The sequence below is a fragment of the Streptomyces sp. NPDC111520 genome (assembly GCF_055635295.1).
The window spans coordinates 1-14,242 of sequence record NZ_JBVKBW010000030.1; the positions used below are offsets into that span (position 1 = coordinate 1).

General features: G+C 71.3%; 14 protein-coding genes. 9 read left to right on the forward strand and 5 right to left on the reverse strand.

Going from position 1 to position 14,242, the window contains the following annotated elements; genetic code table 11:
* Window positions 1-189 precede the first annotated feature (189 nt).
* Window positions 190-1,011 (forward strand): GNAT family N-acetyltransferase, encoded by an 822-nt coding sequence (locus tag ACZ7MY_RS39485; protein WP_499610272.1) that lies wholly within the window; start codon window positions 190-192, stop codon window positions 1,009-1,011.
* Window positions 1,012-1,302: 291 nt separating this feature from the next.
* On the opposite strand, the gene ACZ7MY_RS39490 is transcribed toward ACZ7MY_RS39485, so the two are convergent.
* Entirely contained in the window at window positions 1,303-1,674 is a 372-nt protein-coding gene (locus ACZ7MY_RS39490; protein ID WP_499610275.1) for a hypothetical protein, read from the reverse strand.
* Window positions 1,671-3,395: an aa3-type cytochrome oxidase subunit I gene (ctaD, locus tag ACZ7MY_RS39495; RefSeq protein WP_499610278.1), complete on the reverse strand. Its 1,725-nt coding sequence runs from the start codon at window positions 3,393-3,395 to the stop codon at window positions 1,671-1,673. Before ctaD ends, ACZ7MY_RS39490 begins: the two co-directional genes overlap by 4 nt.
* Window positions 3,396-4,027: 632 nt before the next feature.
* Between ctaD and ACZ7MY_RS39500 the strand changes: the two genes are divergently transcribed.
* On the forward strand, window positions 4,028-4,243 hold the full coding sequence (locus tag ACZ7MY_RS39500; protein WP_499610280.1) for a hypervirulence associated TUDOR domain-containing protein: 216 nt from the start codon (window positions 4,028-4,030) through the stop codon (window positions 4,241-4,243).
* A 3-nt stretch (window positions 4,244-4,246) separates the two neighbouring features.
* Window positions 4,247-4,588, forward strand: a complete 342-nt coding sequence (locus ACZ7MY_RS39505; RefSeq protein ID WP_499610283.1) for a DUF3140 domain-containing protein — start codon at window positions 4,247-4,249, stop codon at window positions 4,586-4,588.
* Between the two features lie 69 nt (window positions 4,589-4,657).
* Here ACZ7MY_RS39505 and ACZ7MY_RS39510 read toward each other — a convergent pair whose 3' ends face one another.
* Entirely contained in the window at window positions 4,658-6,907 is a 2,250-nt protein-coding gene (locus tag ACZ7MY_RS39510) for a catalase (RefSeq protein WP_499610447.1), read from the reverse strand.
* Window positions 6,908-7,599: 692 nt separating this feature from the next.
* Here ACZ7MY_RS39510 and ACZ7MY_RS39515 point away from each other — a divergent pair.
* Window positions 7,600-8,565, forward strand: a complete 966-nt coding sequence (locus ACZ7MY_RS39515; protein WP_499610286.1) for an LLM class F420-dependent oxidoreductase — start codon at window positions 7,600-7,602, stop codon at window positions 8,563-8,565.
* Window positions 8,566-8,646: 81 nt separating this feature from the next.
* Here the strand turns inward: ACZ7MY_RS39515 and ACZ7MY_RS39520 are convergent, their stop codons facing one another.
* Together ACZ7MY_RS39520 and ACZ7MY_RS39525 are read right to left on the reverse strand one after the other, a co-directional pair.
* Window positions 8,647-9,207 carry a hemerythrin domain-containing protein gene (locus tag ACZ7MY_RS39520; RefSeq protein ID WP_499610288.1) on the reverse strand — a complete coding sequence of 187 codons (561 nt, stop codon included), beginning with the start codon at window positions 9,205-9,207 and terminating at the stop codon, window positions 8,647-8,649.
* 85 nt (window positions 9,208-9,292) lie between these two features.
* Complete coding sequence (locus ACZ7MY_RS39525; protein WP_499610291.1) at window positions 9,293-10,477, reverse strand: amidohydrolase; 1,185 nt, start codon at window positions 10,475-10,477, stop codon at window positions 9,293-9,295.
* Window positions 10,478-10,615: 138 nt separating this feature from the next.
* Here ACZ7MY_RS39525 and ACZ7MY_RS39530 point away from each other — a divergent pair, with 138 nt between their 5' ends.
* The 5 genes from ACZ7MY_RS39530 (at window position 10,616) to ACZ7MY_RS39550 (ending at window position 14,221) form a co-directional block, all read left to right on the forward strand.
* Window positions 10,616-10,996: a hypothetical protein gene (locus tag ACZ7MY_RS39530; RefSeq protein ID WP_499610294.1), complete on the forward strand. Its 381-nt coding sequence runs from the start codon at window positions 10,616-10,618 to the stop codon at window positions 10,994-10,996.
* Window positions 10,997-11,052: 56 nt separating this feature from the next.
* Complete coding sequence (locus tag ACZ7MY_RS39535) at window positions 11,053-12,519, forward strand: aminotransferase class I/II-fold pyridoxal phosphate-dependent enzyme (RefSeq protein WP_499610297.1); 1,467 nt, start codon at window positions 11,053-11,055, stop codon at window positions 12,517-12,519.
* A 16-nt stretch (window positions 12,520-12,535) separates the two neighbouring features.
* Complete coding sequence (locus ACZ7MY_RS39540; protein ID WP_499610300.1) at window positions 12,536-13,417, forward strand: SDR family oxidoreductase; 882 nt, start codon at window positions 12,536-12,538, stop codon at window positions 13,415-13,417.
* A gap of 102 nt (window positions 13,418-13,519) precedes the next feature.
* The gene (locus ACZ7MY_RS39545; protein WP_499610303.1) at window positions 13,520-13,738 is read left to right on the forward strand and encodes a hypothetical protein; all 219 of its coding nucleotides are present in this window, start codon (window positions 13,520-13,522) and stop codon (window positions 13,736-13,738) included.
* 282 nt (window positions 13,739-14,020) lie between these two features.
* Window positions 14,021-14,221, forward strand: coding sequence for a hypothetical protein (locus ACZ7MY_RS39550; protein ID WP_499610306.1), 201 nt, complete (start codon window positions 14,021-14,023; stop codon window positions 14,219-14,221).
* The last annotated feature ends 21 nt before the right edge of the window (window positions 14,222-14,242 follow it).

Genomic DNA, 14,242 nt, shown 5'->3' on the forward strand with positions numbered 1-14,242 from the left:
CTCCGTGTGGTGCAGTCCTAGACAGCTCCACCACACCGGAGGTCTTCGCCTTGATCAAGCCCCCGCAGGTGTCAACAACGCTCGTGATCAATACATCTAGCGGCAGGGGAGAGCGGAAGCCGAGCGGACGCACCGACTCCGACCCACCGCAACCGCGCGGCACAAGCCGCCCCGACCGACCGGATGGTCATGACCACCCCCTTGCATGACGCCTCAACGAGCCCTGACACGAGGGTGCTGGTGAACGTGGTGTTCGCGGCGCTGAACAGCCGGCACGCGCGGTTCGCGGACGGCGAGGGCCGGGCCCTGCGATATCTGGACTCGGTGGCTCCCTTTGCCGCGGTTCCGGACGAGGCCACCGAACAGGACTGGCGTGACCTCGCCGGACTCACCCGCCGTACGGGCGGCGCCCTCCTGCACCGGGAGCCAGGGGCGTTGCCCGAGTCCTGGGCGGCCGACCACCACATCGATCTCCACCGGTTGAACGTGGTTCAGTTCTCCGGAGCCGGCCTGGCCGCGGGCCCCGAGGACGCGGAGGACCCGGAGATCCGCGAACTGACCACCGACGACGTTCCGGCCATGGCGGATCTGGCCGCACGGACCGCACCGGGCCCCTTCCTCACGCGCACCATCGAGTTGGGCGGCTACCTCGGCATCCACCGGAACGGCGTCCTCGCCGCGATGGCCGGCGAACGCTTCTCCGCACCCACGGGCAAGCCGCGAGGCTGGACCGAGGTCAGCGCGGTGTGCACAGACCCGGCCTTCCGCGGCCAGGGGCTGGCCACCCGCTTGATGCGGGCTGTCGCCGCCCGCATCCGTGCCCGGGGCGACGAGGTCTTCCTGCACGTCATCGACACCAACACGGGCGCCATGGCGCTCTACGAGCGGATCGGGTTCCGCCGACTGACCACGATCGAAGTCACCAGGCTCACGCCCCGCTCCCACGAGCAGCGGTATCGCGCACTGGTCGAGGCCGCAGCGCCGACCCCAGAGGTTCGCGGCGTGGCGTGAAGGGAGCCGACGGCAGGCGCGCCGTGATGCCGGGTCGTCGTTTCGGCCGCGACGGCCGGCCCGGAATGCCGACCGCCTGTCACGATCACCCGCCCCCGTCCCGGGCGGGGGCGCGGCACGCCGGCGTGACGAGGGTGTCCTGGTGCTGGAGGGCCCTCAGTCCATGAGCCCTCGGCGCCGTGTGAGCGCTGGGCCCCCGTTGTGCGGGCGGCGAGGGCCCAGCGCTCGCACGCGCCGACCTGCCGACACCAGATGGTCCGCACGCCCGAACGGGTCGTCGGTCAAGGGGGCTCAGCCCCCCGTGAGCAGCAACAGCAGTGGCACGGGGATGCAGACCGCCGCCGCCAGCAGGGCGACGGTGAGGACCGTGCAGCGCAGCCGGTTCCGCAAGGTTCGATGGCGCAGGTCGTACTCGCTGTGCAGATCCCCTTCGCGCCGGGAGGCCCGCCGCAGCATCACGCCGACCAGTTCGAGGCGGTCGGCGACGTAGAGCCGGAGCACTTCGTCCCGCTGGCCGGCGGTCAGCCATGGCATGCGGTCGGCGAAGGCTCGCGCGGCGATCCTGGCGTCGCCTGCCTCGGCATGCCACGAGAGGAAGTCCTCGCACCGCGCGATGCCGTCCGCTGCGGCGGGATCGCCGGCCCCACCGGCCGGCCACGTCATGCCTGCCCCTCGCCGAGCGGTTTCGCGGCGCCCTGGCCCGGTTCGACGACGTCGCGGCGGCCGGCGTTGAGCTCCTGGTCGAGTGCGGCGACGTCGGGGTGGTGGAGGTCGAACGCCGGGGACTCGGAACGGATCTTCGGCAGGGTGAGGAAGTTGTGCCGTGGGGGCGGGCAGGAGGTCGCCCACTCCAGGGAGCGCCCGTATCCCCAGGGGTCGTCGACCTCGACCGGCCTGCCGTAGCGGGCCGACTTCCACACGTTGTAGAGGAACGGCAGGGTGGACAGGCCCAGCAGGAACGCGCCGATGGAGGAGACGGTGTTCAGGGTGGTGAAGCCGTCGGCGGCCAGGTAGTCGGCGTAGCGTCGCGGCATGCCCTCGGCGCCCAGCCAGTGCTGGACGAGGAAGGTGGTGTGGAAGCCGATGAACAGGGTCCAGAAGTGGATCTTGCCCAGGCGTTCGTCGAGCATCTTGCCGGTGAACTTGGGCCACCAGAAGTGGAAGCCGGCGAACATCGCGAACACCACGGTGCCGAAGACGACGTAGTGGAAATGGGCGACCACGAAGTAGGAGTCGGTGACGTGGAAGTCCAGCGGTGGCGAGGCCAGGACGACTCCGGTCAGGCCGCCGAACAGGAAGGTGACGAGGAAGCCGATCGCCCACAGCATGGGGGTCTCGAAACTCAGCGACCCCTTCCACATGGTGCCGATCCAGTTGAAGAACTTCACCCCCGTCGGCACGGCGATCAGGTAGGTCATGAACGCGAAGAAGGGCAGCAGGACAGCGCCGGTGGCGAACATGTGGTGGGCCCACACGGTGGCCGACAGGCCCGCGATGGAGATGGTCGCACCGATCAGGCTGACGTAGCCGAAGACGGGCTTGCGGGCGAAGACGGGAATGACCTCGGTGACGATGCCGAAGAACGGCAGGGCGATGATGTAGACCTCGGGGTGGCCGAAGAACCAGAACAGGTGCTGCCACAGCAGCGGCCCGCCGTTCTCCGGGTCGTACACGTGCGCGCCGAACTTGCGGTCCGCGAAGAGGACGAGCAGGGCGGCGGCCAGCACCGGGAACGCGAACAGCACCAGCACCGAGGTCAGCAGGATGTTCCAGGTGAAGATCGGCATCCGGAACATGGTCATCCCGGGGCAGCGCATGCAGATGATCGTGGTGATGAAGTTGACCGCGCCGAGGATCGTGCCGAACCCGGACATCGCCAGGCCCAGGATCCACATGTTGCCCCCTGCGTAGGGGGTGCGTTCGCCCCCGGAGAGCGGGGTGTAGGCGGTCCAGCCGAAGTCCGCGGCCCCCTGGGTGGTGAAGAAGCCGGCCACGGCGATCAGCGATCCGAACAGGAAGAGCCAGTAGGACAGCATGTTCAGCCGCGGGAACGCCACGTCGGGGGAGCCGATCTGCAGCGGCATGATGGCGTTCGCGAACCCGGCGAACAGCGGGGTGGCGAACATCAGCAGCATCATCGTGCCGTGCATGGTGAACGCCTGGTTGTACTGCTCGTTCGAGAGGATCTGGATGCCGGGCCGGGCCAGCTCCGCCCGCATCACCAGGGCCAGAACACCTCCGACCAGGAAGAACCCGAAGGCGCTCCCCAGGTAGAGCGACCCGATCTTCTTGTGGTCCGTCGTCGTCAGCCAGTCGACGATGACGGCGCCCGGCTTGAGCCGCTCCCGTTCCGCCCCCTGCGTCGGTTCCACCTGCACGGCCATGTCTGGTGCCGCCCTTCCACCACGTGAGCCTTGTCCGCTGCCCTTTCCCGCACTTCAAGGTGTCCGGGCACCTTTGCCAAGGTCCTTCGTAGTGCGGCCACGGGCGACCGGAGCGGATTGCCCCGACCGTGGGCGCGGCGGTCGGGGAGATGGCCTTGACCGGGGAGCCCGCTGCGAGCGCTCGATGGCGGAGCAGCCCCGCGTCGGTGCCTGAACCGTGCGCTACGCCTGCTGTGGGCGCGCCAGGCGCCGTACGGGTGACTTCCCTTCCCGGGGCGTCCCGCAGATCGACGTCGCGACCTGCCGCTCTGGTATCCGTTGATCGCGGCCCGGTCCGGTGGTGTCCCGCAGGGCGGCGCACTTGCCCTTGCCGAGTGCGCCGCCGACTCCCGAGCGATGGGGCAGCAGAGCCGGATGAGGGACCTGTGGAGGACGCCGTCCGCCCTTGAGGTCGTGGACGACGACACCCTTGGAGCCCGACAGGCCCGTGCGCCGGGGCCGGTGCCGGACGTCCGACAGTGGGGGGAGCGCCACTGTCGGTCACCCTGCTCGGGCATGGCGGAACATGCCGCATCGGACGCGGTGGCATGGGCAGGCGCACCCGTGCGGGGGCGACAGCCGAGGAGGATGCCATGAGCGAACAGGATCTCGGCAAGGGCGACGAGGTGTCCTGGAAGAGCCACGGCCATAAGGTGACGGGAGAGGTCAAGAAGAAGATCACGAAGCGGACCCGGGCGGCGGGCCGGACCGTCGACGCGTCGAGCGAGGAACCGCAGTACGAGGTGGAGAGCGACAAGAGCGGTCGCTCGGCGGTGCACAAGCCCGGAGCGCTCGGCAAGGAGGGATGAGCCATGGCCCAGGCCCAGAAGCACGACGACCGGGACCGGACGGTGGACGCCTTCGAAGAGGCGGTCAACATGACCGCAGGCAGGCTCGAGAAGTGGCTCGCCACCGAGGAGTCGAAGAGCGTCGGCCAGAGTGACGGCGGCGAGAGCGTCGGGCATGCCTCGGGCCGGCGCATCGTCACGCTCCTGCGCACCAAGAAGGGCGACCTGAGCGAAGGCGACCTGGCGCACATGCGCAAGGTCGTCGGCTACGTGCACCGGCACGTCGAGCAGCGTCCCGGCGGCGACGTCACGGACACCCGATGGCGGTACTCGCTGATGAACTGGGGCCACGATCCGCTGGACTGACCGGTGCCCGTGAAGGGGCCCCTCGGCCGGCGTGAACCGGCCGAGGGGCCCCTCCTCGGGTCCGAGCCCTCAGACCGCGTCGCTCTCCGCCGGAGCGGGGAAGCGGTCCCACACGCGGTGCGCGCCCAGCAGCGCGGTCACGTCGCGCAGCACCCCCTCGCCGTCGGAGCCGGTGACGACGCCGAGCGCGCCGGCGTCGATGCCGGCCGCGCGCAGGGCGGGTGCCGCGTCGCCCCAGGCCCCGATCGGCTTGGCGTGCCGGTAGGCCTCCTGCAGCATCAGCACGATGCGGGGGTCCACCGGCGCCGCGGCGAGCGGCGGGGCGCCCGCCTTGGCGTCACGGCCGCCCTGGGCATCGGCGGCCGGCCCGGGGGTCCCGGCCAGCAGCACGGCGTCGAACTCCACCGAGCGCGCGGTGGCGAAACTGCGCTGGACGGTGACCGGGTCGGCGCCCTCGCCCATGAGCGTGCCGCCCGTGGGCGCGACGACCAGCGCGACCATGTCGTTCGCCAGCACCGAGCGCCGGACGGCGTCCACCGCGCCCAGGTCACCGGTGCCGTCCGTGACGATGCCGATGACGCGTCCGTCGGTCGGCCAGGTGCGGCCGACCTGCGACAGCGCGGGGCTGGGCTGCGCGTCGGCGAGCGGCTCGGTGGCCGTGGGAGTGGGAAGGCCCAGTCCCTGCGCCACCTGCCGGCACAGGTAGGGATCGACGTTCGCCAGTACCTTCAGGGTGCGTTCCCTGATCGCCTGCTCGTAGCACTTGCCCAGCTCGAACGTGTAGGCGGCGATGATGTGTTCGCGCTCGGCGGGGCTCATGCTCAGCCAGAACAACCGGGGCTGGCTGAAGTGGTCGTCGAACGACGCCGGCGCCTCGCGCACCTTCGCCGCCGCCGCGACGGGCGTGGGGTGTTCGATGTAGGCGTGGTCCCCGGCGCCGGCGAAGAACGGGCAACCGCCGTCCAGGGAGTTGGGCTTGTACGGGGCGACGCCGGTGTGCACCGCGTCCTGGTGGAAGCCGTCCCGCAGCATGTCGTTGACGGCGGCGTGCGGCCGGTTGACCGGGATCTGCGGGAAGTTGGGTCCGCCGAGGCGGGTGATCTGCGTGTCGAGGTACGAGAAGAGACGCCCGGCCAGCAGCGCGTCGTCGGTGATGTCGATGCCCGGCACCAGGTGCCCGACGTGGAAGGCGACCTGCTCGGTCTCGGCGAAGAAGTTGGTGGGGTTGGCGTTGAGGGTGAGCAGCCCCACCGGCTGCACCGGCGCCAGCTCCTCCGGGACGATCTTCGTCGGATCCAGCAGATCGATGCCCTGGAAGGTCTGCTCGGGGGTGTCCGGGAACGTCTGGATGCCCAGCTCCCACTGCGGGAAGGCGCCCGCCTCGATGGCGTCGGCGAGGTCGCGGCGGTGGAAGTCCGGGTCCATGCCGCTGATCATCTGCGCCTCCTCCCACACGAGGGAGTGCACACCGGCCTTCGGCTTCCAGTGGAACTTCACCAGCGTGGTGGCGCCGCTCTCGCCGACCAGGCGGAAGGTGTGGACGCCGAACCCCTCCATCGTGCGGAAGGAACGCGGGATGCCGCGGTCGGACATGTTCCACATCGTGTGGTGGGTGGCCTCGGTGTGCAGCGAGACGAAGTCCCAGAAGGTGTCGTGGGCGCTCTGCGCCTGCGGGATCTCCCGGTCCGGGTGGGGCTTGCCGGCGTGGATGATGTCAGGGAACTTGATCGCGTCCTGGATGAAGAACACCGGGATGTTGTTGCCGACCAGGTCGAACACGCCCTCGGACGTGTAGAACTTCGTGGCGAACCCCCGGGTGTCGCGTACGGTGTCGGCGGACCCCCGGGAACCCAGGACGGTGGAGAACCGCACGAAGACCGGCGTGTCGACGTCCTTCGCGAGGAAGGCGGCCTTGCAGACCTCGGCCGCCGTGCCGTACCCGCGGAAGACACCGTGCGCGGCGGCTCCTCGGGCGTGCACCACCCGCTCCGGGATCCGCTCGTGGTCGAAGTGCATGACCTTCTCGCGCAAATGGTGGTCCTGCAGCAGCACCGGGCCGCGCGGTCCGGCCTTGAGCGAGTGGTCGGTGTCCGGCAGCCGTGCCCCCTGCGCCGTGGTGAGGAACGCCCCGTCCTGGGCCCGGACGGTCTTGGACGGTCCGTCGGGACGGCCCGTCGCGCTGAGCGGCGTGGGCACACCCTGATCGGGCTTGGGCGGCAGTGGCTCGTGCGGCTCCACCGGTTCGTCGACCGTGGGCGGCATGCTGCCGGGCACGCCGGGGATCTCCGCGCGCCCCGCCGGGGTCAGCTCGGCGGCCATGTCCGTGACCTTGTCGACGATCTTCTTCACCGGGCCTGGCTCGTTGGCCATGGCACTCTCCTGCTTCGTCCTCGGGAAACCCTTTCGCCTGCCGGTAACCGGTGCCGCCGGCGCACAAACGGGACCCGCGGGGATGTCCGCCGTTCGCGGCGGATGTGCCCCCGAGTGCCCGGCGGCCGCGCGGCGCCGGTGCCGTGAGAAGCCTGCAATCGGTTGACGTCGACCCTCCGGCATGGACGCACCGATACCGGGCACCAGACCACAAAAAGGACGACGAGGGCGCCGACGGCGCGCCCGCGGGGCCGTGGGCGGCTTCGGAGCATGACTGACCGCGCAGCGAGGAGAAGGGCATGGAGCACAAAGGGACATCCGACGAGGCGCCCCGCACGGCGCCTCACCCGGAGGACCGGCAGGATCCGCGGCCGGTTCGTGGACGTGATCCCGGCGGCGCGGAACGAGAGCAGCCGCAGAGCGAGGACGTCGAGGCGTCGCGCGACGTGCCGCCGCAGGAGCCACCCGACTGAGACGGGGGAGGACCCATGGCTGTCCCGGACGCCGGAGGGGGGTCCGGCGTCCGGGGCGTTCACCCACCGTGCGGCTGCCTCACCGCACCTTCCGGGTGCCCCCGATCCCCCGTCGCACACACGCGGACGCGGCCGTTTCCGCGGTGATCGACCGGGCAGCCGCCCCATATGACGCAATTCGGATACACGATGATGACCGAGCAGGCAGGCCCCAAGGACCTGGTGGCCCACGTCGTCCGGGCCGAGGAGGCCGGCTTCGACTTCTCGGTGACCTCCGACCACTACTTCCCCTGGCTGGACGAGCAGGGTCACGCGCCCTACGCCTGGAGCGTGCTGGGGGCGGCGGCGCAGGCCACCTCGCGAATCCCGCTGATGACGTACGTGACCTGCCCGACCGTGCGCTACCACCCCGCCGTGGTGGCGCAGAAGGCCGCGACGGTGCAGTTGCTCTCCGACGGCCGCTTCCGCCTCGGGCTGGGATCGGGCGAGAACCTCAACGAGCATGTCGTGGGAGGCGGTTGGCCCGCCGTGGACGTCCGCCAGGCGATGCTCGCCGAGGCCGTGGAGATCATCCGGGCGCTGTTCGGCGGAGGGTACGTCAACCACCGCGGCGAGCACTTCGACGTGGAGTCGGCGAAGCTGTGGGACCTGCCCGACCGGCCGCCGCCGATCGGGGTCGCGGTGTCGGGGGCGCAGTCCTGCGAACTGGCGGGGCGGCTGGCCGATCTGATGATCGCCACGGAGCCGGACGCGGATCTGGTGGCCGCCTTCGACGAGCACGGCGGCGCGGGCAAGCCGCGCGTCGGGCAGCTGCCTGTGTCCTACGACCCCGACCGGGACACGGCCGTCCGGCGGGCGCACGAGCAGTTCCGCTGGTTCGGCGGCGGATGGAAGGTCAACTCCGAACTGCCCGGCACGGCGGCCTTCGCGTCCGCGAGCGAGAACGTACGTATGGAGGACGTCGCGGAGTCCATTCCCTGCGGGGACGACCCGGAGGCCTTCGTGGAGGCGGTCCGGCCGTACGCGGAAGCGGGGTTCACCGAGATCGCCCTCGTCCAGGTCGGCGGCGACACGCAGCCGGCCTTCCTCGACTGGGCCGAGAAGACCCTCCTGCCCGCGCTCCGTGAACTCTGACGCGGGCCGCCCGTCAGAGCCATGCCGGGGGCCGCCCACACGGTCGACCCGTGTGGGCGGCCCCCGGCATGACCGGTCGCGTCAGGACTTGCCGCGGCCGGTGACGAAGTCGCGGGCGCGGTCGACCAGTCCGGTACCCGGCGCCAGCAGCTTGTTGCCCGGCGGGGTGTCCGGCGCACTGGGGTGCGGCCGGGTCGGTGCGACCTTCTTGGCCCTGCGCACCTGATCCCCGAGTTCGTTCAGCTTCTCGGGCGAGCAGGCCTGCGCCAGGCTCGGGAAGAGCTGCCGCTCCTCCTCCTGGACGTGCTCGGTGACGTCGGTGATCAGCTTGCCCACCAACTGGTCGAACCGGGCGTCGTCGATGTCGACGTCCTCCAGGTCCTTGAGGACCTGCTCGACCTCGGCGTGCTCACCGATCTCCTTGTCGGCCAGGGCGTCCCCTCCGGGCAGGTGCTCCCGGACGGCCGGGTAGAGGTACATCTCCTCGGCCACCGAATGCCGCACCAGCTCGATGGTGACCTCGTCCATGACGTTCCTGCGTTCCTTGTCGCCCGGGGGCAGGGCCCGCAGACGGGCGAAGTACTCCTCCACCTCGCGGTGGTCGGCCGTGAGTTCCGCGATGACGTTTCCGCCGTGTCCCATCACGTGACTCCCTTCCGTTCCGGTGTGCGTGGACGGTCTCTCCCCGGGCGGCTTCCCCCTTCCACGCCGGGCACGCCCCCTTTCCTCAGCACTCCGGACGGCGGTGTTCCGCCCACGCCGCGGCCGTGACGGCGGGATCGGCCAGCACGTCGGCGGCCGTGCAGGCCAGCGCCCGCGCGGCGGCCAGCATGACCTCACGGGCCCGCGGCGCGGCCGCGGCCGCCGCGAAACGCGGGGTGTGGTCGGAACCGTCGGCGTCCATGATCGCCACGAACGGATGGATGGTCGGCAGGCGGTTGCTGACCGTGCCGACGTCGGACGAACCCAGGTGGACACCCGGCACCGGTTCGCCCGCCTGCACGCCCGCCCGTGCCAGATGGGCGGTGAACCGTGCCGAAAGGAGCTCGCTGTTGCGGAAGTGGTCGTAACCCGAATCGACGGGGGAGACCTTCGTCCGGGTGCCGGTGGCGTGCGCCACCCCCTGGGCGCAGTCGGCCAGAGCGTCCGCCAGCTCGTCACGGGCGGCCGTGGTGGCTCCGCGCAGGCCGAACAGCCCCTCGGCGTACTCGGGGACGACGTTGGTGGCCTTGCCGCCCTCGGTGACGATGCCCTGGACGTGCGATCCGGCGGGCAGACGCCGGCCGAGCACGGACAGGGTGTTGAAGAACTGGATCAGTGCGGCCAGTGCGTCGATCCCCTCGGTCGGACTGCCCGTGGGATGGGCGGCCCGGCCGTGGAAGGCCACCCTCACCTGGGCCGAAGCGGTGAGCGGTGCCCACGACCAGCTGTGCACGCCGGGATGGAACATCAGCGCGGCGTCCACCCCGTCGAAGACGCCCGCCTCGGCCATGACGACCTTGCCGCCGCCCCGCTCCTCCGCCGGGGTACCCACCACCAGCAGGGTTCCTCGCACCTCCGGCACGGCGCCGTAGAGGGCGAGGCCGGCGCCGAGCCCCGCCGCCGCGATGAGGTTGTGGCCGCAGGCGTGACCCATCCCGGGCAGGGCGTCGTACTCGAGGAGCAGGGCCACCCGTGGGGTACCGCCGTCACCGGCGGCCGCGACGAAGGCCGTCGGCAGGCCCGCGACGCCGCGCCGGACGGAGAAGCCCTCCCGTTCCAGGTGGCCGGTCAGCAGCTCGGCCGCCCTGTGCTCCTCGAAGGGCGGCTCCGGGTCCCCGTGGAGCGTCGAAGCCACCTCCCACAGCGGCCCGGCGCGGGCTGCGAGCTGTTCCGCGACGCGGGCGTACACCTGGTCCAAGGGCTCGTCCACGGGTGACCTCCCGGATGTGTGCCGGACGCCTACCCGGGCCGGTGCGCGGCACCGCGCCAGGCATGAGCCGCCGCTGCCGGGGCACGCGCCCCGAAGGGCAGAAAATGCGCGAAAGGTACTCTTCGAGAGGGAAGCGCGATGACGAAGAAGCAGCATCCTCCGCACGGCGAGGGGCCGAGCCGCCACAAGGGCGACGACCAGCACGGCTGGGCCACCGACGTGGACGCGGAGCAGCAGCAGGACAACCCCAGCGGCCACCGCTCGTTCCACCCGGACACCTACGCACCCGGCGGGAAGAACCGCGAACCGTCCCCCAAGGACATCGCGGAGTCCACCGCCGGCACGCCGGCGCACGACGTCTCGCGCAGCGGTGAGGAGCGGGCCGGCAAGACCGGCAAGCGGCAGATCCAGGACACCGGGAAACGCGGCCCCTCCGGCCGTCCCAGCGGCGCCAAGGACACGTCCGAGTTCAGCGGGGTCGACCCGCAGGAGCCGAAGACCGAGCACCGCGGCCGCTGACCCGCGTCCCGTCCCCGGGGGCGTTTCCCCCTGAAGGGCGCGGGCAGCCGCAGATCATGGACCATTCGCACGCGCCGGTCCTGGAGGCGCTCGCCGCCTACCACGCGACCGGACAGACACCGTTCACCCCGCCCGGCCACAAACAGGGCCGGGGCACCGACGAGCGCGTCCTGGAAGCGCTGGGCGAGTCCGTCTTCCGCTGCGACATCCTGGCCACCAGCGGACTCGACGACCGCACCTCCTCGCACGAAGTCCTGGAGAAGGCACAGGAGCTCATGGCGGACGCCGTGGGAGCGGACCACACGTTCTTCTCCACCTGCGGCAGCTCGCTGTCGGTGAAGTCGGCCATGCTCTCGGTCGCCGGACCGCACGAGAAGCTCGTCGTCGGCCGGGACGCCCACAAGTCCGTCATCTCGGGGCTGATCCTCTCCGGCCAGGAGCCGGTCTGGGTGCGCCCGCAGTGGGATCCGGACCTCCACCTGGCCCACCCGCCCTCCCCGCAGGCGGTCGCCGCCGCCCTGCGCGACCACCCCGACGCCAAGGGCGCCCTGGTCACCAGCCCCACCCCGTACGGAACGTGCGCGGACCTGTGCGCGATCGCGGAGGAGTGCCACCGGCAGGGCAAGCCGCTCATCGTGGACGAGGCGTGGGGGGCACATCTGCCCTTCCACCCCTCGCTGCCGACCTGGGCCATGGACGCCGGAGCCGACGTGTGCGTCACCTCGGTGCACAAGATGGGCTCCGCCCTGGAGCAGACGTCGGTCTTCCACCTCCAGGGCGACCTGGTCGACCCGGCCGTGCTCAAGGCCCGCGAGGACCTGCTGGGCACCACCAGCCCGTCGGTGCTGCTGTACGCCGCTCTGGACGGCTGGCGCCGCCAGATGGTCGAACACGGGCACGCCCTGTACGACCGGGCTCTCGCCCTGGCCGACGCCCTGCGCGGCCAGATCGAGGGGCTCGGCGGCTACCACGTGCACGGGCGGGAGGACTTCTGCGGGCCGGACAAGGCCGCGGATCTGGACCCGCTCCAGGTGATCGTCGACATCTCCGCGCTGGGCGTCACCGGTTACCGGGCAGCCGACTGGCTGCGCGCCCACCACGGGGTGAACCTCCACGTGAGCGACCACCGCCGGATCAGCGCCCAGCTCACCCACGCCGACAACGACGACACCGCCAAGGTGCTGGTGACCGCCTTGGCCGACCTGGCCGACCACCTGGACGACCTGCGCCCCACGCCGGCCGTGGACGTCCCGAGCCCGGGCGAACTCTGCCTGGAACAGGTCGTCCTGCCGCGGGACGCCTTCTTCGGCCCCACCGAGCAGGTCCCGGTCGCCGAGGCCGAAGGACGGATCACCGCCGAGATGCTCACGCCGTACCCGCCGGGCATCCCCGCCGCCCTCCCCGGCGAACGCCTCGACCGGGAGGTGCTGGACTACCTGCGCACCGGGGTCGAGGCCGGGATGGTCGTCCCCGACGCCACCGACCGGCAAGTGCACTCCATCCGCGTCACCAGCGAGAAGTGACGGAGGAACAAACCCCATGACCTCCCGCAACGAGGACCCGGTCACCCGCCACCCGCAGCCGGACTTCCCCGCGCAGGACCAGCCGCACCCGGGGTGGACCGGCCCCATGGACCCGCCCCCCGACCACGGCGAGACCTCGTACGAGGGCTGCGGCCGGCTCGAGGGCAAGGCCGCGGTGATCACCGGCGGCGACTCCGGCATCGGCAGGGCGGTCGCGCTCGCCTTCGCCCGCGAAGGGGCGGACGTGCTGATCACCCATCTCCCGGAGGAGAGGGAGGACGCGGACACCACCGTGGGGCTCGTGGTGGACGTCGGGCGGAAGGGCGTCGCCCTCTCTTGCGACGTCCGTGAGGAGGACCAGTGCCGTGAGGTGATCGACCTGGCGCTCGCCCAGTTCGGGCGGCTCGACGTCCTGGTGAACAACGCCGCGTACCAGATGTCGCAGCCGGACGGGATCGGCGCCATCACCACGGAGCAGTTCGACCGCGTGCTCAAGACCAACCTGTACGCGATGTTCTGGCTGTCGAAGATGGCGCTCGAGCACCTTCCGGCCGGCGGTTCCATCATCAACACCAGCTCGGTGCAGGCCTACAAGCCCAGTCCGCACCTGCTGGACTACGCGATGACGAAGGCGGCCATCGTCAACTTCACGCAGTCGCTGGCGCAGATGGTCGCCGGGAAGGGCATCCGCGTCAACGCGGTGGCCCCGGGACCGGTGTGGACGCCGCTCATCCCCGCGACGCTGCCGGACACCACGGAGTTCGGCAAGCAGTCACCGCTCGGCCGCCCCGCCCAGCCGGCCGAGATGGCCCCGGCGTACGTGTTCCTCGCCTCGCAGGAGGCGAGTTACATCACGGCGGAGGTCGTCAACGCGACCGGCGGCACGCCGCTGCCGTAGGCTCGTCCGGCGGACCACGGGCCGAGCCGGTGCCGGATTGAGGACCTGGCCAGAGTGCTGATCGTGTCGACCGCCCCCGGCAGGCGGTGCCGGAGTCGGCACGTGGACAGCATCCCCGCCAACCGGCGGCTCCGGAACCGGATCAGCAGCGCCTACCAGCACCGGCACGACCCGCGGATCGGCGCCACACCGCCGCTGTGGGGCATGTACTCCATCCCGCGGCCCGAACTCGGAACGCCCAACGGCTACAGCGAAACCGACCCACCCGACTGGGCACACCGCTGGCCGGCGGAAGTGCTCTGGGTGACCCACAAACCGTAGGTTCCGCCGCGCCGAGACGTGATGGCGTCCCCTCTCGAAGCGCGGGCTGGGGCCGCAGCCGGGACCGGAACGGAGGAGGAGACGCGGGTCGGGCCCCCGGCGCATGCTCCCCGGGTACTGCGCGCACAGGGGTACGAGCGGCCCCGTCGCGCGTGTGTGCGGCACAGGTCGACGGGGCCGCGTCCATGGGCGACCCCGCTCACGAGGGCTGAATCTCGTCCGCTTGGGGCGGGGCCGCACTTCCAGGGTGCGGGCACACCCGCCCAGGGGCACGCTGGGCACGTGGAACACCGCATAGTCGTGATGCCGCCCTCCGACACCGGGGGCCGGGTCGTCCGCGCCGACGGGGAGGTCCTCGGCACCGCGTACCGCACGGCCGACCTGCTGGAGTTCCTGTGGCGCGCGGGCCTCGACCCCGACGGCATCAGCCTCCTCGACGAGGACCTCATCGAGTGGCACGGAGGTGGCCCCGACGTGTGGTGACGGCAAGCCACGGGAACCAGG

Excerpts from the sequence above, each read along its gene's own strand:
- ACZ7MY_RS39485 (WP_499610272.1), top strand. The coding sequence starts at position 190 with ATGACCACCCCCTTGCATGACGCCTCAACGAGCCCTGACACGAGGGTG.
- ACZ7MY_RS39520 (WP_499610288.1), bottom strand. The coding sequence starts at position 9,207 with ATGGGACACGGCGGAAACGTCATCGCGGAACTCACGGCCGACCACCGC.
- ACZ7MY_RS39505 (WP_499610283.1), top strand. The coding sequence starts at position 4,247 with ATGGCCCAGGCCCAGAAGCACGACGACCGGGACCGGACGGTGGACGCC.
- ACZ7MY_RS39490 (WP_499610275.1), bottom strand. The coding sequence starts at position 1,674 with ATGACGTGGCCGGCCGGTGGGGCCGGCGATCCCGCCGCAGCGGACGGC.
- ACZ7MY_RS39500 (WP_499610280.1), top strand. The coding sequence starts at position 4,028 with ATGAGCGAACAGGATCTCGGCAAGGGCGACGAGGTGTCCTGGAAGAGC.
- ACZ7MY_RS39535 (WP_499610297.1), top strand. The coding sequence starts at position 11,053 with ATGGACCATTCGCACGCGCCGGTCCTGGAGGCGCTCGCCGCCTACCAC.
- ACZ7MY_RS39530 (WP_499610294.1), top strand. The coding sequence starts at position 10,616 with ATGACGAAGAAGCAGCATCCTCCGCACGGCGAGGGGCCGAGCCGCCAC.
- ACZ7MY_RS39510 (WP_499610447.1), bottom strand. The coding sequence starts at position 6,907 with ATGGCCGCCGAGCTGACCCCGGCGGGGCGCGCGGAGATCCCCGGCGTG.
- ACZ7MY_RS39515 (WP_499610286.1), top strand. The coding sequence starts at position 7,600 with ATGACGCAATTCGGATACACGATGATGACCGAGCAGGCAGGCCCCAAG.
- ACZ7MY_RS39540 (WP_499610300.1), top strand. The coding sequence starts at position 12,536 with ATGACCTCCCGCAACGAGGACCCGGTCACCCGCCACCCGCAGCCGGAC.
- ctaD (WP_499610278.1), bottom strand. The coding sequence starts at position 3,395 with ATGGCCGTGCAGGTGGAACCGACGCAGGGGGCGGAACGGGAGCGGCTC.